Raw genomic sequence first — 24,062 nt, 5'->3', positions numbered from 1 at the left:
CGACCGGCTCCGGGAGGCACCATGAGCGACTCATCCGCACGGCACTCCGACCACGACGGGACCACGGACTCCGGCTCGCCGCGGCGCGCCGCGCGCACGCCGGGCGAGCACGTGTCGACGCCGTCCGAGCTGCCGTCGGCCCGGCCGGACGCGTCCGCTCCCCGGCTCCGCGTCCTGATCTCGGGCGCCAGCGGGATGATCGGCTCCGAGCTGACCCGCCAGCTGCGCGCCGAGGGGCACGAGATCCTGCGCCTGGTGCGCCACGCGCCGTCGAGCCCGGACGAGTTCCACTGGGCGCCCACCTCGCACATGCTCGACTTCAGCGTGCTCGACCGCGTCGACGCCGTGATCAACCTCTCCGGCGCCTCGATCAGCCGCCTGCCGTGGACCGCGTCCTACAAGCGGGAGATCCTCGACTCGCGGATCCAGTCCACGCAGACCCTCACCGACGCGATGCGGATGTCCTCGACCCCGCCGACGACGCTGATCAACGCCTCCGCGGTCGGCTACTACGGAGACCGCCCGGGCGAGGAGCTCACCGAGCAGTCGTCGCGTGGCGACGGATTCCTCGCCGATGTCGTCGACCGCTGGGAGAAGGCCGCCCACCTCGCGCCCGAGGCCACGCGGGTGGTCACCGCTCGCACCGGGCTCGTCCTCGGCGACGGCGGCGCGCTCAAGCCGCTCCTGCCCCTGACGAAGCTCGGTCTCAGCGGACCCCTCGGCAGCGGCAATCAGGCCTGGCCCTGGATCAGCCTCTACGACGAGGCCGCGGCGATCCGCCACCTGCTCACGTCCTCGCTCTCGGGCCCGGTGAACCTCGCCGGACCGGTGCCGGCGACCGCGAACGACGTGATGCGCACCCTCGCCGAGCAGCTGCACCGCCCGTTCAAGCTGGCCGTCCCCGAAAAGATCATCGAGCTCGCGCTGCGCGACGCCGGGCACGAGCTCCTGCTCTCGAGCCAGCGCCTGGTCCCCCAGCGGCTGCTCGACGACGGCTTCGAGTTCCGCCACCGCACGGTCGGCGCGGCGCTGGATTGGGTGCTCGCCTGATCCCGGGCGCCCGAGCGGTTCTCGCCCGGAGAGCCGCGCTCGGGTCGCGGCCGAGCGGTCAGGCCGGAGCCTCGTGCTCCAGCGCGATGGCCCGGCGGATGGCGCCTCGGGCGCGCTTGCGGTCGCCGCTGGCGTCGTAGGCGAGGCCGAGGCGGTACCAGGCGCGCCAGCTCCCGGGCTGCTTGTCGACCTCCTCCGCGTACCGCGGGAACAGCGCGTCCGCCTCCTCCCGGAGCGGACGCCCGCTGGCCCGCGAGTCGAGGACCTCCTGCGGCAGCGCGTTCTCGCCCTCCAGCCGACGGGCCAGCTTCTCGGCGCGGAGCCCGAACAGCAGCTCGCGCACGAGCCCCCAGACGCCGACGGCGCCGAGGATCAGCAGGCCGACGCCCATCACGATGCCGGGCACCGTCGCCGCGGCGAAGGCGACGACGGAGTACTGCAGGCAGACGAACAGGTAGAGGGCGAGCAGGACCGCCATCAGGACGACGCCGACGCGGGTCCTCACGGGGTGCTCGTCGCTGCGGCGGCCTGGCCGGACGGAGCCCGGTCGACGACGGGCTGCTCGTCGACCGGCCGCTCGGCGAGAGGCGCGGCGTCGAAGGCGGCGCGCAGGTCGATCAGCGCGTCGAGGCCCACTACCACGCCCGAGGTCGTCCGGACCGCGTCGAGAGCACGCAGGACGCCCTGCTCGTAAGACGCCTGCGAGGTGGTGTCGTGCCGGATGGTGACCGTCTCGCCGGTGCCGCCGAAGACGACCTCCTGGCGCGCCTCCACTCCGGGCAGGCGGAGGCTGTGGACCGGGACACTCGCGACCTGCTGGCCGCGGGCCCGCTGGTCGGTGTGCGGAGCCTGCACCGGACCGAGCTCGGCCCGGGCGCGCAGCAGCAGCTCGGCCGTGCGGACCGCGGTCCCGGAGGGCGAGTCGACCTTGCGGGCGCCGTGGGTCTCGACGATCTCGGCGGCGTCGAAGAAGCGCGCGGCCACGGTGGCCAGCGCGGTCGCGAGCACCGAGCCCAGCGAGAAGTTGGGGATGATCACGACGCCGGCCTCGGGCTGCTCGGCGACGCTGCGCCGGAGGGCCGCGATCCGGTCGCCCGTCCAGCCGGAGGTGCCGACGAGCACCTTCCTCCCGTTGGCCACGGCGAAGTCGACGATCTGCTGGCTGACGGCCGGCACGGTCATGTCGACGACGACGTCGGCCGCGAGCATCTCGGCGGGATCGCTCCGCGAGCCGAGCCGCGCGACGAGCGAGAACTCGCTCGACGCCTCGATGAGCGAGCAGGTGAACGAGCCGAGTCGGCCGGACGCGCCGACCACGGCGACGGAGGTAGTCACCGACTCAGCGTAGCCCGCGGCTCAGTACGGCTGGGCCTCGGGCAGGCCGGTGCGCAGCTCCACGGGCAGGTGCGAGAGGTCGTTGTGCACGACGAGCACCGGCGGCTTGCGGGAGCGGACGCGGATGATCGTCAGTCCGCAGTTGGCCTGGTTGAGGCCCAGCCACCGCCAGTCGGGAGCGTCGAACACGTGGCGGACGAACCAGCCGATCACGAAGTTGTGGGTGATGAGGAGGTCGTGGCGGTCCTCGCGCGACGGCGCCAGGAACTCGGCCACCGCGTCCTGCATCTGCGCGTGCCCCGCCTCGATCTCGGCCGCGGTGACGCTGCCGAAGAAGGGCTCGAAAGCCTTGGGCATGTCCGGGGTCGGCCCCGAGGGGATGCAGTCGAACAGCAGCGAGGACGGCTGGAGCGGCAGGCTCGGCAGGAGCGTCTGGAAGCGCGCGGCCGTCTCCTCGGCCCGGCGCAGCGGCGAGTGCCACGCTCCGGTGAAGGGGACTCCGCCGAGCCGCTCGGCGATGAGCCTCGCCTGGCGCTCGCCACGGGCCGAGAGCGGGCCGTCCGGCATGCCGTGCTCGGCGTCCTGCTGCTCGCCGTGGCGGACGAGGTAGATGTAGTGGGACACGGGGTCCTCCCTGGTGCGGCGCGGCGGTGCGCGGTCAGCGGGCGTTCGACGATCGGATCAGATCGCGGAGGCGCTCTCGATCCCGGCGATCCCGGCGAAGGCCGACTCGTCGACCGCGCCGACGGCCGAGATCGACGACGGCCCCCGGGCCAAGTCTGCCGCGAGTGCCTGGACGTCCTCCGCGCCGACGAGGGCGAGTCGGCGCAGGCTCTCGTCGAGGTCGACGAACTCGCCGAAGGTCAGCTCGGCGCGTCCGAGGCGCGACATCCGGGTGTCGGAGTCCTCCAGCGCGAGCGCCGCCGCTCCCGAGAGCTGGCCGCGGGCGCGGGCGAGCTCGTCGTCGGTGACGCCGTCCTCGGCGAGGCGGTGGAACTCGGTGAGCAGGAGCTCGGCGACCGTCCCCGCCTTCGCCGGGGTGCACGCGGCGTAGAGCCCGAAGAGGCCCGCGTCCGAGTAGGACGGGGCGAAGGAGTAGACGGAGTAGGCCAGGCCGCGCTTCTCGCGTACCTCCTGGAACAGCCGCGAGGACATGCCGCCGCCGAGGATCGAGTTGAGGACGCCCATCGTCATCCGCCGCTCGTCGCCCGCGGCGAGACCGGGGAAGCCGACCAGCAGGTTCGCCTGCTCGGTGGGGCGGTGCACCACCGACAGGGCGCTGCCGCGGGTGTAGGACGCACGGCCGCCGACGCGCCGCTCGACGGGCGGGGCCGCCGTGCCGAGGTCCCAGCCGTCGGCGACGAGGACCCGCTGGAGCAGCGCGACGAGCGCCTCGTGGTCGACGGCGCCGGCGACGGTGATCACCACGTCTCGCGGGCGGTAGGCGGCGCGGTAGTGCGCCCAGACCGCGTCCCGGGTGGCCTCGCCGATGGTCGCGGCGGTGCCCCCGATCGGGCGGCCCATTGGGTGGTCGCCGAACACGGCCTCGAACAGCTTCTCGCCCGCCACGTCGGCCGGATCGTCGTCCGCCATCGCCAGCTCCTCGAGGATGACCCCGCGCTCGGTCTCGAACTCGTCCGGATCGATCAGGCTCGAGGTCACCATGTCGGCGATCACCTCGACCGCCATCGGGAGGTCGCGGTCCTGGATCTTGGCGTAGTAGCAGGTGTACTCCTTGGCGGTGAGAGCGTTGTGCTCCCCGCCCACGGAGTCGAAGGACACGGCGATGTCGAGGGCGGACCGCTTCTGCGTGCCCTTGAACAGCAGGTGCTCGAGGAAGTGCGTCGAGCCGACGTTGGAGGGCACGGCGGGCTCGCCCGCGGTCGCGGGGCGGCCGGGCCGCTCGTCGCGCGAACCCGCGGCGACCCAGAAGCCGATCGTGGCGCTGCGGGCGCCGGGCACCGATTCGCTGAGGATGCGGACACCGCTCGGGAGGACGGAGCGGCGGACCGTGGATCCGCCTGCGGCCCGGACTGACGTCTCCGGCTGGTCGAGGGGCAGTGCGACTCCGTGGTTCATCGTGCCCACCCTAGGCCACCGCGACGGCGGCCCGAGCCGGGCTGTCGCGCCGTGGCGGGAGAGGTGCCTGGGGCGTCGCGGACGGGCGCGGTCAGCGGCGCGCGCGCTCCAGCGCGGCCAGGTGTCCGGGGTCGAGCTCGAGCGAGACCGCGCGCACCAGCGCGTCCACGTCGGCTGGCGAGCGCGGGGCGACCGTCGCGGCGGTCAGGCGCGGCCGGCCGAGCAGCCAGGCCAGGGCGACGGCGGCGGGAACGGCCGAGAGCTCGGCGCCGATCGCGTCGAGGACGGCGAGGACCCGGCGTCCGCGGCGCCCGAGGTGGGCGGCGGCGAGTGCCCCGTCGGGCAGGCGGCCGAGCTCGCGGCGGGTGCGCTCGGCGCCGCGGAGGAACCCGTGGGCGAGGGGGACGGTCGCGAGCAGGGCGAGTCCCTGGCCGGCGGCGACGAGGCCGAGGTCGCCCTCCGAGCCGGGCCGCTCGAGCAGGTTCCAGCGGACCTCCGCGCCGGCGAGGCGGGGCAGCCCGTGGGCGGCCAGGACGCGCGCCTCGAACAGCTCCTCCGGGGAGAATCCGGAGGCGACCACCGACCGCACCAGCCCGCGCGCCAGCAGCACGTCGACAGCGCTGAGGAGCTCGTCGAGGCGTCCGGCCCCGTCGGGGCGGACCGCCAGCACATCGAGGCGATCGGTGCGGAGGCGGCGCAGCGCCCCCTCGACACGGTCCACCAGCGCACGTGGCGTCGCGGGGGCGCCGACCGGAGCGGCGAAGCGGCCGATCAGGAGGAAGCGGTCCCGGTCGCGGTGTCCGGCGGGCCAGCCGCCGACGCCCTCCGCGACGCTCGAGTCGGTGACGACGACGCCGTTGCCGCCCCACGCCGCGTAGCGCTCGAGCAGCGCGGCACCGTCGTCGCGGCCGAGGGCCGCCGCGTCGAGCACGAAGGGGAAGAGGTCGTGGCCGGAGTCGCCCATCGGCCGGCGGTGCGAGGGTGCGACGGCGGTCGGCTCGACGGGGCCGGTCTCGGCGAGGACGCCGCTCGAGGAGGCTGCGCGGGACGCCGCGGGCGGGAGCGGGACGGCACTGTGACGGGGAGCCCGCACGACGACGCCGGTCCTGTCCCTGGGCACGCCACCACTCTCCCTGCGGCGGCTCGGGTCCCGCCAGGGGAGAGAGTATCCGAGCGCCGGAGCCGCCACTCCGCCGGGTCGCGCACGGTTCACCAGATCGTTACACGGGCGCCGCCGGCGGGGTCGACTCGCGCCGGCGAGCGGTGCGGCGGGCCCCTCCGTGTCGGCCGTCCGGGCTAGATTCGCGACCATGGACTCCGCCGCCCCGACCCCCTCCGAGACCGCCGCCCCGACCTCCGACTCCCCCGAGCGGGAGACGTCCGCGCCCTGGTGGACGAGCGCCGTCGTCTACCAGATCTACCCGCGCTCGTTCGCGGACTCGAACGGCGACGGCATCGGCGACCTGGGCGGCATCCGCTCGAAGCTCGACCACCTCGCCGACCTGGGGGTCGACGTGATCTGGCTCTCGCCGGTCTACCCGTCGCCGCAGCACGACAACGGCTACGACATCTCGGACTACGAGGACATCGACCCGCGGTTCGGGACGCTGGAGGAGTTCGACCTGCTCCTCGCGGAGGCCCACGAGCGCGGCATCCGCATCGTGATGGACCTCGTGGTCAACCACACGAGCGACGAGCACGCCTGGTTCGTCGAGTCCCGCTCCTCGCAGGAGGACCCGAAGCGCGACTGGTACTGGTGGCGCCGCGGGCGCCGCTCGGCCGAGCCCGGCCGCGAGCTCGAGGCGGCCGCCGGCGCCGGCCTCGACGTCGCCGAGCCGAACGGCTGGCGCTCCTACTTCTCCGGCCCTGCCTGGACGCTCGACCCGGCGACGGACGAGTACTTCCTCCACCTCTTCGCGGTGCAGCAGCCGGACCTCAACTGGGAGAACCCCGAGGTGCGGCACGCGGTGCACGCGATGATGAACCGCTGGCTCGACCGCGGAGTGGACGGCTTCCGGATGGACGTGATCAACCTCGTCTCGAAGGACGTCGGAGCCGTCGACGGCGAGCAGGGCGGCGCGGGCATCGTCGGAGGGGTGGGTCCGCGGCTCCACGAGTACCTCCGCGAGATGCACGAGGCCGTGTTCGCGCACCGCGAGGGCTCCTTCCTCACCGTCGGCGAGATGCCCGGGGTCACCCTCGAGGAGGCGGTGCTCGTGACCGATCCCGAGCGGCGTGAGCTCGACATGGTCTTCCAGTTCGAGCACGTCGGCATCGACCACGGAGTCGACAAGTTCCACCCGGTGCCGCTGGACCTGGTCGCCTTGAAGGCCAACCTCGCGCGCTGGCAGGACGGCCTGGCCGAGCGCGGCTGGAACAGCCTGTACCTCGGCAACCACGACCAGCCGCGTCTCGTCTCGCGCTTCGGGGACGACGGCGCGCACCGCTACGAGTCCGCGACCCTCTGGGCGACGCTCCTCCACCTCCAGCGCGGCACGCCGTACATCTACCAGGGCGACGAGATCGGGATGACGAACGTCCCGTTCGCCGGCATCGAGGACTTCCGCGACGTCGAGTCCCTGAACTACTGGGCCGAGGCCGTCGGCGAGCGCGGCGAGGACCCGGCGACCGTGCTCGCCGGGCTGCGCGCGCAGAGCCGCGACAACGCCCGCACGCCGGTGCAGTGGGACGACAGCCTCCAGGCCGGCTTCACGACCGGCGAGCCGTGGATCGCGGTCAACCCCAACGCCGCCGAGGTGAACGTCGCCGCCGATCGGGCCGCCGAGCGGTCGGTCTTCGAGTACTACCGGGCGCTGATCGCGCTGCGGCACGCCGACGAGACGGTGCAGCTGGGCCGCTTCGCGCTGCTGGAGCCCGAGCACCCCGCGCTCTTCGCCTTCACGCGCACCGGACCGGGCGAGCTGCTCGTCGTCGGGAACGTGTCCGGTGAGCCGCTCGAGGTGCCGCTGCTCGAGGAGTGGGCGGCTGCCGAGACGGTCCTCGGCAACGTCGCCGGTGCGACCGGGTCGACGCTCGGCCCGTGGGAGGCGCGCATCCTGCGCCGCTGAACCTCGCCGCGCCCCGCTCCGAGCCCGGCGCGGGGCGCGGCGCCCGACGGCGGCGGACCAGCCGGCGAGAGCCTCAGGCGGAGACGCGGTCCAGCTGGGCGATGTCGCTCCGGGTCAGTGGGAGCGCGGCCGCCGCGAACAGCGACTCGAGCTCCGCGGCGTTCCGGGCCCGGACGATCGCCGCCGAGACCTCCTGGTGCGAGAGCACCCAGGCGAGCGCGACCACGCCGGGCTCCGTGCCGTGGGCCCCGGCGATCTCGTCGAGGGCAGCGAGCACGCGGGAGCCGTGGCGGCCGACGTAGTCCAGGCCCGCCTCGAACAGGGCCGACTCCGGCTCGTCCGTGCGGCTGCGCAGGGCGCCGGTGAGGTAGCCGCTCGCCAGGGGCAGCCGCGCGAGGGTGCCGAGCTCGAGCCGCACCACCTCGGGCGCGACGTCGGTCTCGTAGGTCCGGCGCTCCATCAGGCTGTACTCCGACACGACGGCCGAGAGCGACGGCAGCGCGAATGCGGTCGCCGTCTCGTGCAGCGCCGTGATCGCGGCTCCGCTGAAGTGCGCGGCGCCCAGGGCGCCGACCGAGCCGTCCGCCAGGAACGGCGCGACCGCCGCCAGGCTGTCGGCGATGGGGATCCCGGGGTCCTCGCTGTCGAACGAGAGCAGGTCGATCCGGGTGCCGAGCCGCTCGAGGCTCCCCTCGACCGCGATGCGGACGTCCTCCGGGGCGAGGCCCGGCGCGTCCGGGTGCCGGCCGACCTTCGTCGCGACCAGCATCCGCTCGCGCAGCCCGCTCTGCTCGAGCCAGCGGCCGATCATGTACTCGCTCCGACCGGTCGCGTAGTGGTCCGCGGTCGAGATCAGGGTGCCGCCGAGACGGCCGAAAGCGTCGAGCACCTCGGTGGTGTCGTCGATCCCGGCGGCCCAGCCGAAGACGGAGCCGTCGAGGGCGAGCGGATGCACGGGGAGGCCGGTCCGACCCAGGGTGCGTGAGAGGAGCAGCGTCTCCGGCTCGGTGGCCAGGGGCGTCGGGTCGGTCACGGAGTCCTCCGGTCGGGGCGGTGCGGCGCGGTCCCGCCACCGTACCCCATGCCCCCGCCGACGACGGACGCCCGCCCCACCGGAGTGGGACGGGCGTCACGGTCGTGCAGGAGGGATCAGCTCTCGGCGGGAGCCTCGACCTCGGCCTCCTCGGCCACGACGGGCGCGAGGGACAGCTTGCCGCGGTCGTCGATCTTGGTGATCTGGACGAGCAGCTTCTGGCCGACTCCGAGGACGTCCTCGACGTTCTCGACGCGCTTGCCGCCGGCGAGCTTGCGGACCTCGCTGATGTGCAGCAGTCCGTCCTTGCCGGGGAGGAGCGAGACGAACGCGCCGAAGGTCGCGAGCTTGACGACGGTTCCGAGGAACTGCTCGCCGACCTCGGGGTTGGTCGGGTTCGCGATGGCGTTGACCTGCGCACGCGCGGCCTCGGCCGACGGACCGTCGACGGCTCCGATGTAGACGGTGCCGTCCTCCTCGATGGAGATGTCGGCGCCGGTCTCGTCCTGGATCGCGTTGATCGTCTTGCCCTTGGGGCCGATCAGCTCGCCGATCTTGTCGACGGGGATCTGCACCGAGATCACGCGGGGCGCGGTCGGGGCCATCTCGTCGGGCTGGTCGATGGCCGCCGTGAGCACCGCGAGGATCGTGGTGCGGGCGTCCTTGGCCTGCTTGAGCGCGGCGTCGAGCACCGACGACGGGATGCCGTCGAGCTTGGTGTCGAGCTGGATGGCCGTGACGAACTCGGCGGTTCCGGCGACCTTGAAGTCCATGTCGCCGAGCGCGTCCTCGGCGCCCAGGATGTCGGTCAGCGCCGCGTAGCGGGTCTGGCCGTCGACGACGTCGGACACGAGGCCCATCGCGATGCCCGCGACCGGGGCGCGCAGCGGCACTCCGGCGTTGAGGAGCGACAGGGTCGACGCGCAGACCGAGCCCATCGAGGTCGAGCCGTTGGAGCTCAGCGCCTCGGAGACCTGGCGGATCGCGTAGGGGAACTCCTCGCGGCTCGGCAGCACCGGCACGAGGGCGCGCTCGGCGAGGAAGCCGTGCCCGATCTCGCGACGCTTCGGCGATCCGACGCGGCCGGTCTCACCGGTCGAGTAGGGCGGGAAGTTGTAGTGGTGCAGGTACCGCTTCTTGGTGACGGGCGACAGCGAGTCGATCTGCTGCTCCATCTTGAGCATGTTCAGCGTGGTGACGCCCAGGATCTGGGTCTCGCCGCGCTGGAAGATGGCCGAGCCGTGGACGCGCGGGATGACCTGCACCTCGGCGTCGAGCGGGCGGATGTCGGCCAGGCCGCGTCCGTCGATGCGCACGCCGTCGCGGAGGATGCGGCCGCGGACGACCACCTTCGTGACGGACTTGTACGCCGCTCCGACCTGGTTGTAGGCCTCGGCCGAGAGCTGGCCCGAGGCGATGCGCTCGGCGATCTGCTCCTTGACGCGCGCCTTGAGGGCGTCGTCGGCGTCCTGCCGCTCGACCTTGTCGGCGATCTGGTACACGCGGACGAGCTCGTCGTAGCTGAGCTCGGCGACGTTGTCGTAGGTCTCCTGCGCGTAGGGCAGGAACACCGGGTAGTCCTTGACCGGCTTCGCGGTCTCGGCGGCGAGCTTCGCCTGCGCCTCGACGAGTGCGCGGAGGAAGGGCTTGGCGGCCTCGAGGCCCTCGGCGACGACGTCCTCGCTGGGCTTGGTCGCACCCGCCTTGATGAGGTTCCAGGAGGACTCCGTGGCCTCGGCCTCGACCATCATGATGGCGACGTCCGAGGAGCCGTCCTCGTTGGTGACGACGCGGCCCGCGACGGTGAGGTCGAAGACGGCGTTCTCCAGCTGGGAGGCCTTGGGGAAGGCGACCCACTGGTCGTTGCCGGAGCCGTCGGACATGAGCGCCAGGCGGACGCCGGCGACCGGGCCGGAGAACGGCAGGCCGGAGATCTGCGTGGACGCGCTCGCGGCGTTGATCGCGAGGGCGTCGTAGAACTCGTCCGGCGCGATGCTGAGGACCGTGATGACGATCTGGACCTCGTTGCGCAGGCCCTCGACGAACGAGGGGCGCAGCGGCCGGTCGATCAGACGGCAGACCAGGATCGCCTCGGTGGAGGGGCGGCCCTCGCGGCGGAAGAACGAGCCGGGGATCTTGCCGGCGGCGTAGGAGCGCTCCTCGACGTCGACGGTCAGCGGGAAGAAGTCGAAGTTGTCCTTCGGGTTCTTCGAGGCCGACGTGGCCGAGAGGAGCATGGTGTCCTCGTCGAGGTAGGCGGCGACGGCGCCCTGAGCCTGCTGCGCGAGGCGGCCGGTCTCGAAGCGGACGGTGCGGGTGCCGTACGAGCCGTTGTCGAGAACGGCTTCGGCGAATGTGATTTCAGGACCTTCCAAGAGGTCTGTCTCCTTAACGTCTGCAGCGGCGCCCCTTCTGGGCGCCGGCGTTCGTCGGAGCAGCGGTCCGGTCAGGAATCGAGACGATCCCACGGCAGGGCTTCGCGCCGTGCCGTCGTGTGGAGGGCGTTCGTGCTGGCCACCAGTAGAAGAGCTCCGGGCTGTCGCGACCTGTGCCGCGAGCGGGACGTGCCGCCTGCGACTCGTGCCGCGGCGGCCCGTGCTCTGTCGCACGCTGCCGCCGTCCGGGACTCCACCACCGAGGACCAGCTTCCTGCCGGCCTGCTCCGTGGCTCGAATCCTGGGTCGACCGGCGGTCGCTTTCGGATTCGGAACCGGTTCATGCTATCAGCCGCGGTGCGGTTCCTCCATGGACCGCGCCGACCCGGCGGGCCCTCCGCCCGTCAGCCCCGCGTCTCGTGCATCAGCAGCTCGACGCGCAGCCCGCCCCTCACCGTCACGATGCGGGCCGGCACGCGGGGCGACCTCCCCGCCTCCGAGAGCCGGGCGAGGGCGGCCTCGACCACGTTCTCGAGACCGCGCGGCACCTGGCCGACGAGCCCCGAGGGGCGCTGGGCCGCGAACAGGCGGACCGGCATCGGAGCGTCCACGCGCTCCTCCTCCGCGGTGCGGCGCGGGATCACGGCCGTGACCTCGTCTTCGCCGAGGGCGAGCACCCGCGCGATCTCGTCCTGGTGCGGCCGGGAGTCGGCGAGGCGGAGGAGGGTGTCGCCGCGCCGCGACTTCGGGCGCAGCTCGTAGTCGTAGTCGTCGAGCTTGCCCGAGCCGCGGTCGTCGGAGGGGAGGGGGTTCGCGTCGCCGCGTCCGAACGGGAAGAGCTTCATGCCCCCATTGTCCAGCGCGCGGCCCCTCCCCCGCTCGCGTCAGGCGGTGCGCCGCATCCGGGCGATCGCCGCGAGCACCAGGACGAGCACGACGGCGACGAAGCCGAGCAGGACCGGGACGGCCGGCAGGAGCGCGAGCGCGGCACCGATCGCCAGGACCGGCACCGCGAGGCCGAGGTAGGCGGCGAGGAACACGGCCGCGAGCACCTCGCCTCGGGTCTCGTCGGTGGCGAGCGAGCCGGCGACTCCGAGCGCCAGGCGGAAGAGCAGGCCCACGCCCGCTCCCGCGAGCACCCCGCCGACGATGAAGGCGGACACCGAGACGATCACGGCGCCGGTCGCGACCAGCAGCAGCCCGGCCGTCAGCGCCACGGCCGCGAGGCGGAGCGCCGTCCGCGAGGACAGCCGGATCGAGACCAGCTGCGCGACGGCTCCGGCGGCGAAGACCCCGAAGGAGACCGCGCCCGCCTCGAGGTGGGAGGTCTCGCCGAAGCGCCCGGCGAGGAAGGTCGGCGCCAGCGAGGTGAAGAGGCCGAACACGGCGAACCCGGCGAACGCGCCGACCGCGGCCGAGAGGAAGACGCCGCGGGACGCGGCCGGCACGGCCAGGCGCTGCGGACGGTACGCCGGGAGGACCTCGCGCCGCTCGACCGTCTCGGGGACGAGCGCGACGCCGATCCCGAGGACGACCAGGAGGACGAGGAACACGGCGTACGGGACGACCAGGGGCTCGCGCACCGTCACGGCGAACACCCCGCCGACGAGCGGGCCGAGCGCCAGCCCGCCCATGTTCACCAGGGCGGAGACGGCGCGGGAGGTGCCGGGGCCCTCCTCCGGGCGGGCGACGGCGCGCAGCTCCGAGAGATGGGCGGTGGCCGTCGCGGTGAGCGCGCCGACGCCGAGCCCGGTCAGCAGGCGGGCGAGGATCAGCCCGGGCACGTCCGGCCAGAGCAGGAACACGGCGGCCGCCAGGACCTCGACGAGGATCGACGCGAGCAGGATCCGGCGGCGGCCGAGCCAGTCGCTGACGTGCCCGGCGAGGAAGAGGCTCGCCACGACTCCGACCGCGTACGCGGCGAAGACCACGGTGACGACGAAGGCCGGGAACCCGTCGCGCTGCTGGTAGATCGCGTAGAGCGGTGTCGGCACGGTCGAGAACGCCATCACCGTGAGGAAGGCGACGGCGATCACCCAGAAGCCGTGACGGTGCGGGAGCTCGCGGCGATGGACGGACGGGAGGGAGCGCTCGGTGGTGGTCACAGTGTCCACAGTGCTCCGCCCCATCATCCGTGTCCAACGGAGGATCTCGGATGAATTGATCGTCCCTGTTGGATAATGGGCGCATGGACGACCGCCAGCTCGCCGCCTTCGTCGCCGTCGCCGAGGAGCTCAGCTTCACCCGGGCGGCCGCGCGCCTGTTCGTCGTGCAGTCGACCCTCTCGGCGAGCATCCGCTCGCTCGAGCAGGAGCTCGGCTCGCCGCTGTTCGCCCGCTCGACCCGGCGGGTGGCGCTCACCGCGGTCGGCGAGGCGCTCCTGCCCTCGGCCCGATCGGCGATCGACAGCCTCGACCGGATGCGCTCGCTCGCGGCCGACGACGCGGCGGGGCTCCGCGGGCGGGTGCGGGTGGGCACCTTCTCCGCCCTCGACCTCGTCGACCTGCCCGGCGCGCTCGGCGTCTTCCGCACTCGGCACCCGCTGGTGGACCTGCTCCTGCGCACCTCGACCACCGGCTCCACCGGTCTCGCCGAGGACCTGCGCCGCGGCCTGCTCGACGCCGCTCTGCTGGCACTGCCGGCGACGCAGCTGCGGGGCCTGGCGGTGACGCGGCTGGTGCGCAGCGACTACGTCCTGCTGGTGGAGAGCGCGCATCCGCTCGCCGCGGCGGGACCGCCCTCCCCGCAGGACCTCGACGGGCTCACCTTCGTGGACACGCCCGCCGGCTTCGGCAACAGGGTCGCCGTCGACCTCGCCTTCCGCGAAGCCGGGGCGTCGCGCCGGGTGGCCACCGAGGTCGCCGATCTGCCGGGGATCCCCCGCTTCGTGCAGGCGGGGCTGGGGCCGGCGATCGTGCCGCGCGCGGGCGTCGAGCCGCTGGAGGGCGTCACGGCCCTCGCGCTCGACTGGCCGGGGCTGGTCTGGGAGCTCTCGGTCTGCACGGCGCCGCGCCCCTCCGCCGCGGTGCAGGCGCTCACGGCCGTGCTGGCGGAGCGCTCGGCCTAGGCCTCAGCCCTCGCGCAGGGGGCCGCGGACGATCGAGTCGCCGGAGTGCTCCGGGTCGTCGTCGAACGGCTCCTGGGAGACGTCCACGAGCGAGTACTCGGCGAGGTCGACGTCGTCGGGCACGGCGAAGACGCCGTCGGTCCCGTCGAGCACGCCGAGGCCGACCAGCCCGGAGGCGTCGGCGGCGAGGAGCCAGACCTCCCGGTACGAGTCGTCCGCGCTCTGCGCATCGAGGTGCACGTGCAGGCGGCGGGCGCCGTCGGCGTCCTCCAGTTCCGCGGTTCCGCTCGCTCCCTGCCAGTCGGGGAGAGCGGCGAGATCAGCGCGAGCCACGACGGCAGTGGTGTCGTCGCTCCGCGAGGCCTGCCACCAGGCTCCGCCCGCGACCCCGATGACGAGCGCGCCGAGAGCTGCCAGAACGGCGCTCAGAGCGCGGGGCCGGCGGCGGCGCGCAGGACGGTGCCGTCCCCGGGGAAGGGCGAGCGGAGGCGGCACGGCAGCCGCCGACGACGGCAGGGCGCCGGGCCCGAGGTCGCCGAGGGCGAGCTCCTCGCGGATGCGGTCCCAGACGATCGCGGGCGGCGCCTCCAGCTCGACAGCACGGCTCGCACGGCCCAGGCCCGCGGCGTGGCCGAGCTCGACCAGCTGCCGGGCGCAGTCGGGGCAGTCGCGCAGGTGGGCCTGCTCGGCGTCGCTCGAGTGCTCGCCGAGGGCGAGCAGGGCGAGCTCGTCGGGATCGAGGTGGGTCATGTGCTGCTCACCTCCAGGCGGGAGCGGAGCCGGTCGAGGCTGCGGCGGATGTGGCTCTTGACGGTACCCAGCGGCAGGCCGGTGCGCTCGGCGATCTCGGTGTGGGTGAGGTCCTCGTAGAAGGCGAGGCCGATCACCCGCCGGGGGACGGGATCCAGGCGGGCCAGCTCGTCGGCGATCAGGATCCGCGCCTCGATGTCGACGGGGGCCTCCCCCTCCTCGACCGGCGTGACGGCGACGAGGGCCTCGGTGAGCCTCCGCTCGCGCGCCCGCGCCTCGTGCGCGTCCGCGATCCTCCTCCGGGAGATCCCCACCAGCCAGGCTCCGAGAGCCGCCCGTCCGGGGTCGAAGCCCGAGCGCGAGGTCCAGGCCGAGACGAAGACGCGCTGCACCACGTCCTCCGCGTCGCCGCGGTCGCCCAGCGAGCGCAGCGCCAGCGTGAAGACCAGCGGCGACCAGCGCGAGTACGCCTCGGCGAGCGCCGCCTCCTCCCCTGCGGCGAAGCGGCGGCTGAGCCGGGCCACGAGAGCGCTGTCGGCCTCGGCGCCGTCGGCGGGCTCGATGGTCTCGATCAGGGGATCCCTCCAGGGCTGCGGGGAGCGCTGCCGCCCGGGGGCGTGCGGCGCTGCGAGGCTCATCGTACGTCGCTGAGGCTCGGGCGGGCGGATCAGCCGGCCGGGACGGCCGTGACCACCACGTTGCTGAGGTAGTGGCGGGTGTCGTAGTCGAAGTCGCCGCCGCAGGTGATCAGGACCAGCCGCGGCGGTCCGTCGGCGGCGAACACGGCCGAGAGGTCGACCGTGGTCTTCTCCGTGGTCTCCACCGTCGAGACGGTGTACGCGCGCTCCGAGCCGTCCGCGCCGGTGAGGGTCACGGTCTGGCCCGGGACCGCCTCCTTCAGCTCGACGAACGGCCCGAGGCCGTAGGCGAGGGAGTCGACGTGCGCGGCGATCACGACCGTGCCCTCCGGCTCGTCGAGGCCGGCGCCGAAGCGGTACCAGCCGGCGACCTGCGTGTCGGGCACGAGCTCCATCGTGCCGTCGTCCGCGACTCCGACCGGCTCGACGGCCATGTCGACGGGGAGCCCGTCGACGACGAGCCGCTCGGGAGCGAGCGCGGTGGGGGCGGGGGTCGCGCCGAGCCGGGCGTCCGCCACCGGGACGGACGGCACCGCTTCCGGCAGGGCCGCCGCGGGCGAGGAGGGGACCGTGGCCGGCACCGGCTGCTGGGGCGCCGAGGAGACGGCGGCGGGAGCGGGCTCCACCCGGGACTCCTGCGCCGCGCATCCGGCGAGACCGGCACCAGCCACGATCAGCCCGACCACGGCGAGGACGCGCAGAGGGAAGGGGCTCCGGCTCATGGCGTCCTCCTGGGTCGTGGTCGGGGGTGCCGGGACGGCCGCGCTCCAGCACGGCCGACCCGGCGGTCGGATCCTCGGGTCAGCGACGCGAGGCGGCGGTGCGGCGGCCGATCAGCACAGCGCCGGCAGCGGCGAGGGCGGCGAGCAGTGCTCCGCCCCACCAGCCCGCGGCGGCGTCGGGGCGGTTGTCCGCCGCGAGGCCGGCCTCACCGGCGGGGACGCCCGACGGCGAGGAGTGCAGCCCATCGATGGTCTGCGTCGCGAGAGCGAGGTTGCCCTTCTCCAGGCTGCCCCAGGCGTAGACGATCGTGTTCACGCCCTCCTGGACCTGCACGTCGGCCGGGCCGATGACCGGCGCGGTGGTCCCGGTCGCGGCGACCACGGTCGAGATCGTGGCCGGGGCGAGGTTCAGCACGCCCTCGTTCGGGTTCGTCACATTCGTCAGGACGGGCGACCCTCCGGCGAGGATGTCCACGGCCGGAGCGGCGGCGATGTGGCGGACCGTGAGCCGGCCCTCGCCCGCGGCGGTCTTCGAGATGTCATTGGTGAAGAGGGTCGCGGTGGGGGTGTTGTCCGGCTTGAGGTGCGCCGCGACGGTGTAGCTCTTCCCCGCCTCGAGGCTGATGTCGATCGGGCCGATCACGGGGGCGCTGGCGTCCGCGGCGGTGGAGGCCGTGATGGCGACCTTGTAGGTGCCGGTGGGGAGGTCGAGCGGGCCGGCGAGCGAGCCGGGGGTGAAGTCGTCGAGCGTCAGCTTGCCGTCGACGTAGACGTCGACCGGAGTGTCGGGGACGGCGTGCAGGACCGAGAGGTCGGCCGAGTCGGCGTCGGCGGCGGCGGCGGGCGTGGCGGCGATGCCGACGACGGCCAGGGTTCCGATGCAGGCACCGGCGAGCAGGCTGCGGGAGAAGCGGGAGGTGGTCACGGTGTTCCTCTTGCACGATGGGACCCGCGTGGGGTCGGGGGGTGGTCGAGAAGGGCCTTCACCACTACTTCCGGCCGAGGCGCCTCCTCGGATGCACCCGGTCTGAGATTCCTCGAAAGAATTCCCACCGGACGCGTCGAGGGCCCCTCGCAGCGCTGGCCCGAGCGACCGCGCCGGGCTAGCCTCCGACCAGGAGGTGCGGAGGATGGGCAGGCGCGGCGTGGTCCTCCTCCTCGCCGCCGCGGCGCTCACCACGGCGGCGGTCGCGGGCGTGCAGGGCTCCCTCGCCCCCCGGGCGCCGGTCGCCGACCAGTCCGCCGCCGCCTCCGACGCCCCCGCCCAGTGCGACGACGCGCGGGAGCTGCTGGCCGCCTCGTCCGCCTTCGAGGGCGGAGCGGGCGTGCCGGCCGGCCACCTCGTGGCCTGCCTCGACGAGGACCACCGGCGCCTCACGATCCACAACCGCACCCCCGTCGTCTGGAGTCTCGGCGACTCCTCGGTGCGGGGCGTGACGAGCGGGACGGACGGAGTGACGGGGCTGCTGAGCCTGCACGCGTCGCAGTCCTCCTCCGGGCTGCTCCTCGCACCCGGATCGGCGGCCTCGGTCTCGGCCGGCGACGGGAGGATCAGACCGCGGCCCGACGAGCCCTCGACCCGGCTGCAGCTCGCGCTCACCGCGGTGGTCGCGGCTCAGGATCAGGCGATCGGCCCCTCCGCCGGTCCCGACAGCATCATCCGCGGCGCCGCGCTCACCTGCGCGGTCGTGGTCGCGGAGTCGGACACCGGCTGGCGGGTGACCTCGCCGCGGGCTCTCGCCGCGGCGGCCGAGGACCCGGTGTGCGAGCGCGACTGGGCCCGCGCCCAGCGCAGCGCGGCGGCGTGGCGGATCGCCCTGCCCGGGCTCGTCGACGCCGTGGAGGCTCCCGGCCGCCCCGAGGAGGACACGGCGCTCCAGCGGGCCGCCGCCGACTGGTTCTCGGCCTCGAGCGGCTACTCGTGGGGCGGAATCGACCGCCCCGCTCCCCTGCCCTGACCGGCGCCGCGCGCCTCGTCCGCCCGGGAACGCGGAACGGGCCGCCCTCCGCGAGGAGGACGGCCCGTTCGGCAAGAAGTTCGCGGTGTCATCGAGACCGCGCCCTGCTCCGGGAGGAGCTAGCGGCGCAGACCGAGACGCTCGATCAGCGAGCGGTAGCGGTTGATGTCCACATCCGACAGGTAGCCGAGGAGTCGACGACGCTGACCCACGAGCAGCAGCAGACCACGACGCGAGTGGTGGTCGTGCTTGTGCTCCTTGAGGTGCTCGGTGAGGTCCTTGATCCGCTTGGTCAGGACGGCCACCTGCACCTCGGGGGATCCGGTGTCACCGGGGTGGGTCGCGTACTCTTCGATGATCGCCTTCTTGACATCTGCTTCGAGTGCCATATATGGGATCCCCTCTCTCTCGTTGCGCGGTGCCCGGCGCCTGATGCGTGGGCTCTCTTGATCCGCGGCCGTCGAACGGCAACCGGACGACTCTACCAGAGGGAGGGCGGTATCAGGAGCCGGTGGCCCGGTTCCAGAGCACGACGAGCCACGGCGAGACCAGCAGCTGCCAGTAGACGAGCACGAGGACGTTGAGGACCACGCCGATCCAGCCGGCGATCGGCGGACGCTTCTCGCGACGCCGGGCGCGGAGGGTGGAGACGGCGAGCAGGATCCCGGCGAGCAGGACCGCGTGCACGAGCGCGGTGTAGAGCACGCCGACCAGCAGGTCGCTGACGGCCTGGTCGCCCGGGTAGGCGCCGAGCGAGATCAGGGCGTACCAGACGAAGAACGACAGCGGGACCGCGAGGACGGCCAGGAGGACCGAGACGATCCCGGCTCCGTAGCGGCGGAGGAAACCGCGAGCTCCCGAGGCCGTGGCACCGGTCCGAGCGGCTCCGGCGCGGACGCCGCCCGTGGAGCTGCGCCGACCGCCCGTGGCGGCCGCCGCGCGACGCGCGCCCGCCTCGGCGGCGGTGCGGATCGAGCGTCGCGAGGGGGCGGCTCCGGCTGCTCGCGGGGCAGGAGGACCCTGACGCCCGGGCGCGCCGTCGGATGACGTGCTCATGCCTCTCACCCTAGGGGATGACCCCTGAGCCCCCGGATCGGCGCGACGCGGCCCGCCGGGGCGGCGGAGTCAGCAGAATGGAGCGAGTGAGCCAGACCCCCCGCGCCCCCCGGCGCAGCCACGTCCTCGACGTCTCCCCCCTCCGCGAGTCCCCGGCCTTCGCCCGGCTCTGGGCCGGCAACGTGATCTCGGGCATCGGCGGCCAGATGACGATCGTCGCGGTCGGCCTGCACATCTACGAGCTCACCGGATCGACCCTCGCGGTCGCGCTGGTCGGCGTGGTGGCGCTGGTCCCGACCGTGATCGCCGGCCTCTACGGCGGGATGCTCGCCGACGCGTTCGACCGCCGCCTGGTGCTCCTGCTCGCCGCGGTCGTGGCCTGGGGCTCGACCGCGGGGATCGCGGCCCTCGCCTGGCTCGGCGCCGAGACCCCGCTCTCCCTCTACGTGCTCACCGCCGTGAACGCGGTGGCGACGACGGTGATCGTGACCACCCGGATGACGCTGGCTCCGCGGCTGCTCCGCACCGAGCTGGTCCCCGCCGCCGCCGCGCTGGGCGGCATCGCGAGCGGAGTCGAGGTGACCGTGGGGCCCGCCCTCGCCGGCGTGCTGGTCGCCTCCTCCGGCTTCGCGATCACGTACACGATCGACGTCGTGCTGTTCCTCGCCGCGTTCCTCGGCATCGCGGGGCTGCCGGCGCTCGTGCCCGAGGGCGAGCGGCAGCGGCCGGGGCTGGAGTCCCTCCGCTACGGCCTGGGCTTCCTGAAGGGCGCCCCGAACATCCGGATGTCCTTCCTGGTCGACATCGTGGCCATGACCTTCGGACAGCCGCGCGTGGTCTTCCCGGCGGCCGCCGCCGTGCTGCTCGGCGGGGGCGCGGTGACGGTGGGCGCCCTCACGGCCGCGTTCGCGATCGGGGCGCTGATCAGCGGCGTCTTCTCCGGCCGGCTCACCGGTGTCCGCCGGCAGGGCCTCGCGATCGGCCGCTCGATCCAGGTGTACGGAGCGTTCGTGGTCGCGTTCGGCGCGGTCCTGCTCGGTGCCGCACTCGTGCAGCACGACGCGTCGGCGCCGAACGCGGTGCTCATCGCACTGGCGGCGGTCGCCCTGGCCGGCGCGGGCGCCTCCGACAACGTCAGCTCGATCTTCCGGCAGACGATGCTGCAGACCGCGGTCCCCGACAACATGCGGGGTCGGCTCCAGGGCGTGTTCATCGTCGTGGTGACGGGCGGCCCGCGGGTCGGCGACCTCTACACGGGACTGCTCGCCTCGGTCGCGCTGCTCTGGCTGCCGCCGCTCGCGGGCGGGCTCGCGATCATCGCGATCCTCGCCGCGGTGCTGCGACTCCGACCGGGGTTCCGTGGGTACGACGCCCTGCACCCGACGGCCTGAGCGGAGGGGCGTCTCCCTCGAGCCGGACGGGACAGCGCGCCCGCCCGCTCGGCTCAGGCCGGCGGACGGGCGCGCCGGGGATCAGTCGCCGGAGGCCGCGTCGGCGCCGCCGCCGTCGGTCAGCCGGTCGTCCGAGACCAGTCCGCTGTCGTCGTCGCGGCCCTCGACCCGCACCGGGCGGTAGACGTGGAAGCCGTCGTCGTCGGGCTCCAGCTCCCAGACCACCTCGACCTCCTCGCCGTCGATGTCGGCCAGGCGGGTGAAGGAGCGCTGCGGGGAGCCGTCGATCATCTCGAGGCGGATGCTCTCCTGCTCCGCTCCGCTGTCGAGGATGGCGGTGTACGTCGATTCGGTGTCCATGCCTCGACGCTAGACACGCGCGGGGAGGCGTCGCCACCCCTTGCGGCGGCGCACGGTCCGCGTAGCGTCGGCACCATGACCGACACCGACATCACTCCCGCCGACTCCGACGACCGCGAGCAGATCACCGAGATGGTGAAGAGCGCCGGGATCGGGCTCCTCACCACCGTCAACGCCACCGGGCAGCTCGTCAGCCGTCCGCTCAAGGCCCAGGACATCGACTTCGACGGCGCGCTGTGGTTCTTCACGCAGGACCCGTCGCCCAAGGTCGACGACATCCGCGCGAACCCGAGCGTCAACGTCGCCTTCGAGTCGAAGAAGGGCTACCTGTCGGTGGCCGGCTCGGCGACCGTCGTGCACGACCCGGCGAAGGTGGACGAGCTGTGGTCCCCGGCCGTCGCCGGCTGGTTCCCCGACGGCAAGGACGACCCGACCGTCGCGCTGATCCGCGTCGAGGCCGAGACCGTCGAGCTGTGGGCGACCGACGAGCCCCGTCCGGTCGTGCTGTTCAAGGTCCTCAAGGCCGCCGTCACCGGCGGACAGCCCGACATCGGCGAGAACCGCACCGTCTCCTTCGAGTGATCCCTCCCCCCGAGGCGCCGCCGGGGCGCGGCGCCTCGGGGGTACAGGCGTCAGGCGCCGCCGAAGCGCTCGGTGCGGACGCGCTCGGGCGCGTGGCCCTGCTCGACCAGGGCGGTGGCGACGGCCTCGACGAACGAGGTCGGGCCGCACACGTAGACGGTCGGCTCGAGCGGGGCCGGCAGAGCCGCCTCGGCGAGCAGCTCCGGAGTGACGCGGCCGGCCGGACGCGCCGCTCCCGCCGGCGCCACCCGGGTGAAGACGTGGTCCACCGCGACTCCGCCCGTCGCGGCCGGCCGCTCGGCGAGCGCCGCCAGCTCCTCGCGGTAGTAGGCGAAGACGGGCGAGCGGACCGAGTAGAGCAGCTGCATCCGCGCCGCGCTCCCGGACCGGGCGTGCTCGCGCGCCATCGCCATCAGCGGCACCACGCCGCTCCCGCCCGCGATCAGCTGCACCGGCTCCGCCTGCTCGGGGCGCCAGACGAACCAGCCGCCGATCGGACCGCGGATCTCGAGCCGGTCGCCCGCTTCGAGGCCGTCGACCAGGTACGGGGAGACCTCCCCGTCGTCCAGCCGCTCGACCGCGAGCTCGACCCGCTCCCCGTCGGCCGGGGCGCCGATCGAGTAGGAGCGGCTCGCCTGGTAGCCGTCGGGCGCGGTGAGGCGCACGTCGAGGTGCTGCCCCGCCAGGTGGCCCGGCCACCCGGGCACGCGGAGCACCAGGAGGCGCGACGTGGGCGTGAGCGGCGCGACCGACTCGGCCACCGCCTCCGTCCACATCACCAGTAGCGCTCCTCTTTCCAGGGGTCCCCGTGCATGTGGTAGCCGTTCTGCTCCCAGAAGCCGGGCTCGTCGCCGGGCATCAGGCGGAGCGTCCGGACCCACTTCGCGCTCTTCCAGAAGTAGAGGTGCGGCACGAGGAGCCGGGCGGGGCCGCCGTGCTCGGCCGCGAGGGGCTTCCCCTCGAACTCGGTGACGACCCAGGCCCTCCCGCCGCGGATCTCGGCGAGCGGGAGGTTCGTCGTGTAGCCGCCGAAGCTCTGCGCCATGACGAAGCCGGCGTCCGTCTCCAGGCCCTCCAGCAGCGTGTCGACCGAGACGCCCCGCCAGCTGGTGCCGAGCTTCGACCACCGGGTCACGCAGTGGATGTCGGTGTGGACGTCCTCGTGCGGGAGCGCGTCGAACTCCGCCCGGTTCCAGCGGCGGACGCCCGCGGGGCCGCCGTCGATGGAGAAGGCCCACTCGTGGATGTTCGGGGTGGGCCCGATCGAGAGGACCGGGAAGCCGTTCTCGAGGTGCTGGCCCGGCGGGAGGTCCGGGTCCGCCTCCCTCTTGCCGAAGAAGCCCCGCGTGATGATGCCCATGTCCGCCCTCGTCGTCCTCGGGGCCTGGCCCCGGATCGCTGGAAACCGCTCGTCGCGCTCACGCTACCGCTCGGCGCTACCGCATGCGGGCCCGCCGGGCGAGCCCGGGACCGTGTCGGACGTCGGTGCCAGGATCGGGGCATGAGACGAACCGTCGTGCCGCCGTACCTCCTCGTCCGCATCGCCCGCCTCGACGATCCGGCCTTCGCCCGGGCCGCGCGGGCCGCGAGCCGCTCGCTCGAGCAGGACGTGCCGTTCCGGCGCGTCCGGCCCGGAGAGCCCGCGCCCGACCGCGGGGCGCCGACCGCCGCCGCGACGTCCTCGCCGCGCACCCGCGTGCAGTCGCTCCAGCGCACCATCGCGGACGCGCGGACCGAGGAGACCCTGCCCGGCACGGTCGTCCGCCGCGAGGGCGAGGAGGCCACGGGGGACGCGGCCGTCGACGAGGCGTACGACGGCCTCGGCGCGATGTCGGCCTTCCTGCAGGGTGCGTACGGCCGCGACTCGATCGACGACGCCTGGCTTCCGCTCGACGCGACCGTGCACTTCGGCGACGACTACGACAACGCCTTCTGGGACGGCTCGCGGATGGTCTTCGGCGACGGGGACGGCCAGGTGTTCCGCCGCTTCACCGTCTCGCAGAGCGTGATCGGCCACGAGCTCGCCCACGGCATCACCGAGTACACGGCGAACCTCGTCTACCGCGGCCAGTCCGGAGCGCTCAACGAGTCGGTCTCGGACGTGTTCGGAGCCCTGCTGGAGCAGTACGGCGCCGGCCAGAGCGCCGACGAGGCGAGCTGGCTGATCGGCGAGGGGCTCTTCACCGACGAGGTGCAGGGCACGGCCCTGCGGTCGATGATCGCCCCCGGCACCGCGTACGACGACGACGTCCTCGGCTCCGACCCGCAGCCGGGCTCGATGGCCGACTACGTCGAGACCGACGACGACAACGGCGGAGTGCACATCAACTCGGGGATCCCCAACCGCGCGTTCGCCGTGGCGGCGACGACCCTCGGCGGGAAGGCGTGGGAGCGCGCAGGGCAGGTCTGGTACGACGTGCTGACCGGGGGCGTCCTCACCGCGACGGCCGACTTCGAGGCGTTCGCCGCGCTCACCGTGCAGGCCGCCGCCGAGCGCTACGGATCCGGCTCCGAGGTCGAGGCCGCCGTGCGCACCGGCTGGACGACGGTCGGCGTGACCCTGTCCGCCTGAGCCGGTCCGATCGAGGGCGGAGGCGG

At 73.8% G+C, this 24,062-nt stretch carries 25 protein-coding genes; 7 read left to right on the top strand and 18 right to left on the bottom strand.

Annotation, left to right across the window (positions count from 1 at the left end):
- Positions 1 to 21 precede the first annotated feature (21 nt).
- A complete protein-coding gene (locus C5C82_RS03025; RefSeq protein ID WP_104295170.1) occupies positions 22 to 1,050 on the top strand; it encodes a TIGR01777 family oxidoreductase in 1,029 nt (342 codons plus the stop codon).
- 58 nt (positions 1,051 to 1,108) lie between these two features.
- Here the strand turns inward: C5C82_RS03025 and C5C82_RS03020 are convergent, their stop codons facing one another.
- From C5C82_RS03020 to C5C82_RS03000, 5 genes are all read right to left on the bottom strand, one after another.
- The gene (locus C5C82_RS03020) at positions 1,109 to 1,555 is read right to left on the bottom strand and encodes a tetratricopeptide repeat protein (RefSeq protein WP_104295171.1); all 447 of its coding nucleotides are present in this window, start codon (positions 1,553 to 1,555) and stop codon (positions 1,109 to 1,111) included.
- On the bottom strand, positions 1,552 to 2,385 hold the full coding sequence (gene dapB, locus C5C82_RS03015) for a 4-hydroxy-tetrahydrodipicolinate reductase (RefSeq protein WP_104295172.1): 834 nt from the start codon (positions 2,383 to 2,385) through the stop codon (positions 1,552 to 1,554). The genes C5C82_RS03020 and dapB overlap by 4 nt, the downstream gene beginning before the upstream one ends.
- Positions 2,386 to 2,406: 21 nt before the next feature.
- Positions 2,407 to 3,009: a histidine phosphatase family protein gene (locus C5C82_RS03010; RefSeq protein WP_104224462.1), complete on the bottom strand. Its 603-nt coding sequence runs from the start codon at positions 3,007 to 3,009 to the stop codon at positions 2,407 to 2,409.
- A gap of 57 nt (positions 3,010 to 3,066) precedes the next feature.
- On the bottom strand, positions 3,067 to 4,464 hold the full coding sequence (locus C5C82_RS03005; RefSeq protein ID WP_104295211.1) for a pitrilysin family protein: 1,398 nt from the start codon (positions 4,462 to 4,464) through the stop codon (positions 3,067 to 3,069).
- A 91-nt stretch (positions 4,465 to 4,555) separates the two neighbouring features.
- Complete coding sequence (locus C5C82_RS03000) at positions 4,556 to 5,584, bottom strand: aldo/keto reductase (RefSeq protein ID WP_146078453.1); 1,029 nt, start codon at positions 5,582 to 5,584, stop codon at positions 4,556 to 4,558.
- Between the two features lie 190 nt (positions 5,585 to 5,774).
- Here C5C82_RS03000 and C5C82_RS02995 point away from each other — a divergent pair, with 190 nt between their 5' ends.
- Entirely contained in the window at positions 5,775 to 7,532 is a 1,758-nt protein-coding gene (locus tag C5C82_RS02995) for an alpha-glucosidase (protein WP_104255563.1), read from the top strand.
- A gap of 73 nt (positions 7,533 to 7,605) precedes the next feature.
- On the opposite strand, the gene C5C82_RS02990 is transcribed toward C5C82_RS02995, so the two are convergent.
- From C5C82_RS02990 to C5C82_RS02975, 4 genes are all read right to left on the bottom strand, one after another.
- A complete protein-coding gene (locus C5C82_RS02990; protein ID WP_104295173.1) occupies positions 7,606 to 8,565 on the bottom strand; it encodes an aldo/keto reductase in 960 nt (319 codons plus the stop codon).
- Between the two features lie 116 nt (positions 8,566 to 8,681).
- Positions 8,682 to 10,940: a polyribonucleotide nucleotidyltransferase gene (locus tag C5C82_RS02985; RefSeq protein ID WP_104224806.1), complete on the bottom strand. Its 2,259-nt coding sequence runs from the start codon at positions 10,938 to 10,940 to the stop codon at positions 8,682 to 8,684.
- Positions 10,941 to 11,344: 404 nt separating this feature from the next.
- A complete protein-coding gene (locus C5C82_RS02980) occupies positions 11,345 to 11,785 on the bottom strand; it encodes a hypothetical protein (protein ID WP_104226292.1) in 441 nt (146 codons plus the stop codon).
- Between the two features lie 39 nt (positions 11,786 to 11,824).
- Positions 11,825 to 13,045, bottom strand: coding sequence for an MFS transporter (locus tag C5C82_RS02975; protein WP_258062854.1), 1,221 nt, complete (start codon positions 13,043 to 13,045; stop codon positions 11,825 to 11,827).
- 83 nt (positions 13,046 to 13,128) lie between these two features.
- On the opposite strand from C5C82_RS02975, the gene C5C82_RS02970 reads away from it, so the two are divergent.
- Positions 13,129 to 14,007, top strand: coding sequence for a LysR family transcriptional regulator (locus C5C82_RS02970; RefSeq protein ID WP_104233255.1), 879 nt, complete (start codon positions 13,129 to 13,131; stop codon positions 14,005 to 14,007).
- A 3-nt stretch (positions 14,008 to 14,010) separates the two neighbouring features.
- On the opposite strand, the gene C5C82_RS02965 is transcribed toward C5C82_RS02970, so the two are convergent.
- From C5C82_RS02965 to C5C82_RS02950, 4 genes are all read right to left on the bottom strand, one after another.
- Positions 14,011 to 14,757 (bottom strand): anti-sigma factor, encoded by a 747-nt coding sequence (locus C5C82_RS02965; protein WP_104233254.1) that lies wholly within the window; start codon positions 14,755 to 14,757, stop codon positions 14,011 to 14,013.
- On the bottom strand, positions 14,754 to 15,395 hold the full coding sequence (locus C5C82_RS02960) for an RNA polymerase sigma factor (RefSeq protein WP_104233253.1): 642 nt from the start codon (positions 15,393 to 15,395) through the stop codon (positions 14,754 to 14,756). Before C5C82_RS02960 ends, C5C82_RS02965 begins: the two co-directional genes overlap by 4 nt.
- A 29-nt stretch (positions 15,396 to 15,424) precedes the next feature.
- Positions 15,425 to 16,117 (bottom strand): class F sortase, encoded by a 693-nt coding sequence (locus C5C82_RS02955; protein ID WP_104233252.1) that lies wholly within the window; start codon positions 16,115 to 16,117, stop codon positions 15,425 to 15,427.
- 79 nt (positions 16,118 to 16,196) lie between these two features.
- Entirely contained in the window at positions 16,197 to 17,042 is an 846-nt protein-coding gene (locus C5C82_RS02950; RefSeq protein ID WP_104224813.1) for a DUF4397 domain-containing protein, read from the bottom strand.
- Positions 17,043 to 17,247: 205 nt separating this feature from the next.
- Between C5C82_RS02950 and C5C82_RS02945 the strand changes: the two genes are divergently transcribed.
- A complete protein-coding gene (locus C5C82_RS02945; protein ID WP_104354586.1) occupies positions 17,248 to 18,075 on the top strand; it encodes a hypothetical protein in 828 nt (275 codons plus the stop codon).
- Between the two features lie 119 nt (positions 18,076 to 18,194).
- Here the strand turns inward: C5C82_RS02945 and rpsO are convergent, their stop codons facing one another.
- Together rpsO and C5C82_RS02935 are read right to left on the bottom strand one after the other, a co-directional pair.
- Entirely contained in the window at positions 18,195 to 18,464 is a 270-nt protein-coding gene (rpsO, locus tag C5C82_RS02940) for a 30S ribosomal protein S15 (RefSeq protein WP_068252328.1), read from the bottom strand.
- Between the two features lie 112 nt (positions 18,465 to 18,576).
- Complete coding sequence (locus C5C82_RS02935; protein ID WP_104224815.1) at positions 18,577 to 19,131, bottom strand: hypothetical protein; 555 nt, start codon at positions 19,129 to 19,131, stop codon at positions 18,577 to 18,579.
- Between the two features lie 86 nt (positions 19,132 to 19,217).
- Here C5C82_RS02935 and C5C82_RS02930 point away from each other — a divergent pair, with 86 nt between their 5' ends.
- Positions 19,218 to 20,522: an MFS transporter gene (locus tag C5C82_RS02930; protein ID WP_258065909.1), complete on the top strand. Its 1,305-nt coding sequence runs from the start codon at positions 19,218 to 19,220 to the stop codon at positions 20,520 to 20,522.
- An 81-nt stretch (positions 20,523 to 20,603) separates the two neighbouring features.
- On the opposite strand, the gene C5C82_RS02925 is transcribed toward C5C82_RS02930, so the two are convergent.
- On the bottom strand, positions 20,604 to 20,882 hold the full coding sequence (locus tag C5C82_RS02925; RefSeq protein WP_104224817.1) for a hypothetical protein: 279 nt from the start codon (positions 20,880 to 20,882) through the stop codon (positions 20,604 to 20,606).
- A gap of 75 nt (positions 20,883 to 20,957) precedes the next feature.
- Between C5C82_RS02925 and C5C82_RS02920 the strand changes: the two genes are divergently transcribed.
- On the top strand, positions 20,958 to 21,464 hold the full coding sequence (locus C5C82_RS02920) for a pyridoxamine 5'-phosphate oxidase family protein (RefSeq protein ID WP_104354584.1): 507 nt from the start codon (positions 20,958 to 20,960) through the stop codon (positions 21,462 to 21,464).
- Between the two features lie 50 nt (positions 21,465 to 21,514).
- Here C5C82_RS02920 and C5C82_RS02915 read toward each other — a convergent pair whose 3' ends face one another.
- The gene (locus C5C82_RS02915; RefSeq protein ID WP_104283799.1) at positions 21,515 to 22,240 is read right to left on the bottom strand and encodes a ferredoxin reductase; all 726 of its coding nucleotides are present in this window, start codon (positions 22,238 to 22,240) and stop codon (positions 21,515 to 21,517) included.
- Complete coding sequence (locus C5C82_RS02910) at positions 22,240 to 22,824, bottom strand: molybdopterin-dependent oxidoreductase (protein ID WP_104354583.1); 585 nt, start codon at positions 22,822 to 22,824, stop codon at positions 22,240 to 22,242. Before C5C82_RS02910 ends, C5C82_RS02915 begins: the two co-directional genes overlap by 1 nt.
- A 141-nt stretch (positions 22,825 to 22,965) precedes the next feature.
- Between C5C82_RS02910 and C5C82_RS02905 the strand changes: the two genes are divergently transcribed.
- Positions 22,966 to 24,036: a M4 family metallopeptidase gene (locus C5C82_RS02905; RefSeq protein ID WP_104354582.1), complete on the top strand. Its 1,071-nt coding sequence runs from the start codon at positions 22,966 to 22,968 to the stop codon at positions 24,034 to 24,036.
- Positions 24,037 to 24,062: the final 26 nt, after the last annotated feature.

It is taken from the genome of Rathayibacter sp. AY1D5, from assembly GCF_002932515.1.
Classification (GTDB): domain Bacteria; phylum Actinomycetota; class Actinomycetes; order Actinomycetales; family Microbacteriaceae; genus Rathayibacter.
The sequence above is the reverse complement of the archived record's forward strand: the minus strand, read 5'-3'. Positions and strand labels throughout refer to the sequence as shown.

Coding starts and splice junctions, on each gene's coding strand:
- C5C82_RS02935 (WP_104224815.1), bottom strand. CDS start 19,131: ATGAGCACGTCATCCGACGGCGCGCCCGGGCGTCAGGGTCCTCCTGCC.
- C5C82_RS02915 (WP_104283799.1), bottom strand. CDS start 22,240: ATGTGGACGGAGGCGGTGGCCGAGTCGGTCGCGCCGCTCACGCCCACG.
- C5C82_RS03005 (WP_104295211.1), bottom strand. CDS start 4,464: ATGAACCACGGAGTCGCACTGCCCCTCGACCAGCCGGAGACGTCAGTC.
- C5C82_RS02955 (WP_104233252.1), bottom strand. CDS start 16,117: ATGAGCCGGAGCCCCTTCCCTCTGCGCGTCCTCGCCGTGGTCGGGCTG.
- C5C82_RS02995 (WP_104255563.1), top strand. CDS start 5,775: ATGGACTCCGCCGCCCCGACCCCCTCCGAGACCGCCGCCCCGACCTCC.
- C5C82_RS03025 (WP_104295170.1), top strand. CDS start 22: ATGAGCGACTCATCCGCACGGCACTCCGACCACGACGGGACCACGGAC.
- C5C82_RS02905 (WP_104354582.1), top strand. CDS start 22,966: ATGAGACGAACCGTCGTGCCGCCGTACCTCCTCGTCCGCATCGCCCGC.
- C5C82_RS02910 (WP_104354583.1), bottom strand. CDS start 22,824: ATGGGCATCATCACGCGGGGCTTCTTCGGCAAGAGGGAGGCGGACCCG.
- C5C82_RS02965 (WP_104233254.1), bottom strand. CDS start 14,757: ATGACCCACCTCGATCCCGACGAGCTCGCCCTGCTCGCCCTCGGCGAG.
- C5C82_RS02945 (WP_104354586.1), top strand. CDS start 17,248: ATGGGCAGGCGCGGCGTGGTCCTCCTCCTCGCCGCCGCGGCGCTCACC.
- C5C82_RS02970 (WP_104233255.1), top strand. CDS start 13,129: ATGGACGACCGCCAGCTCGCCGCCTTCGTCGCCGTCGCCGAGGAGCTC.
- C5C82_RS02980 (WP_104226292.1), bottom strand. CDS start 11,785: ATGAAGCTCTTCCCGTTCGGACGCGGCGACGCGAACCCCCTCCCCTCC.
- C5C82_RS02920 (WP_104354584.1), top strand. CDS start 20,958: ATGACCGACACCGACATCACTCCCGCCGACTCCGACGACCGCGAGCAG.
- C5C82_RS02960 (WP_104233253.1), bottom strand. CDS start 15,395: ATGAGCCTCGCAGCGCCGCACGCCCCCGGGCGGCAGCGCTCCCCGCAG.
- rpsO (WP_068252328.1), bottom strand. CDS start 18,464: ATGGCACTCGAAGCAGATGTCAAGAAGGCGATCATCGAAGAGTACGCG.
- C5C82_RS02925 (WP_104224817.1), bottom strand. CDS start 20,882: ATGGACACCGAATCGACGTACACCGCCATCCTCGACAGCGGAGCGGAG.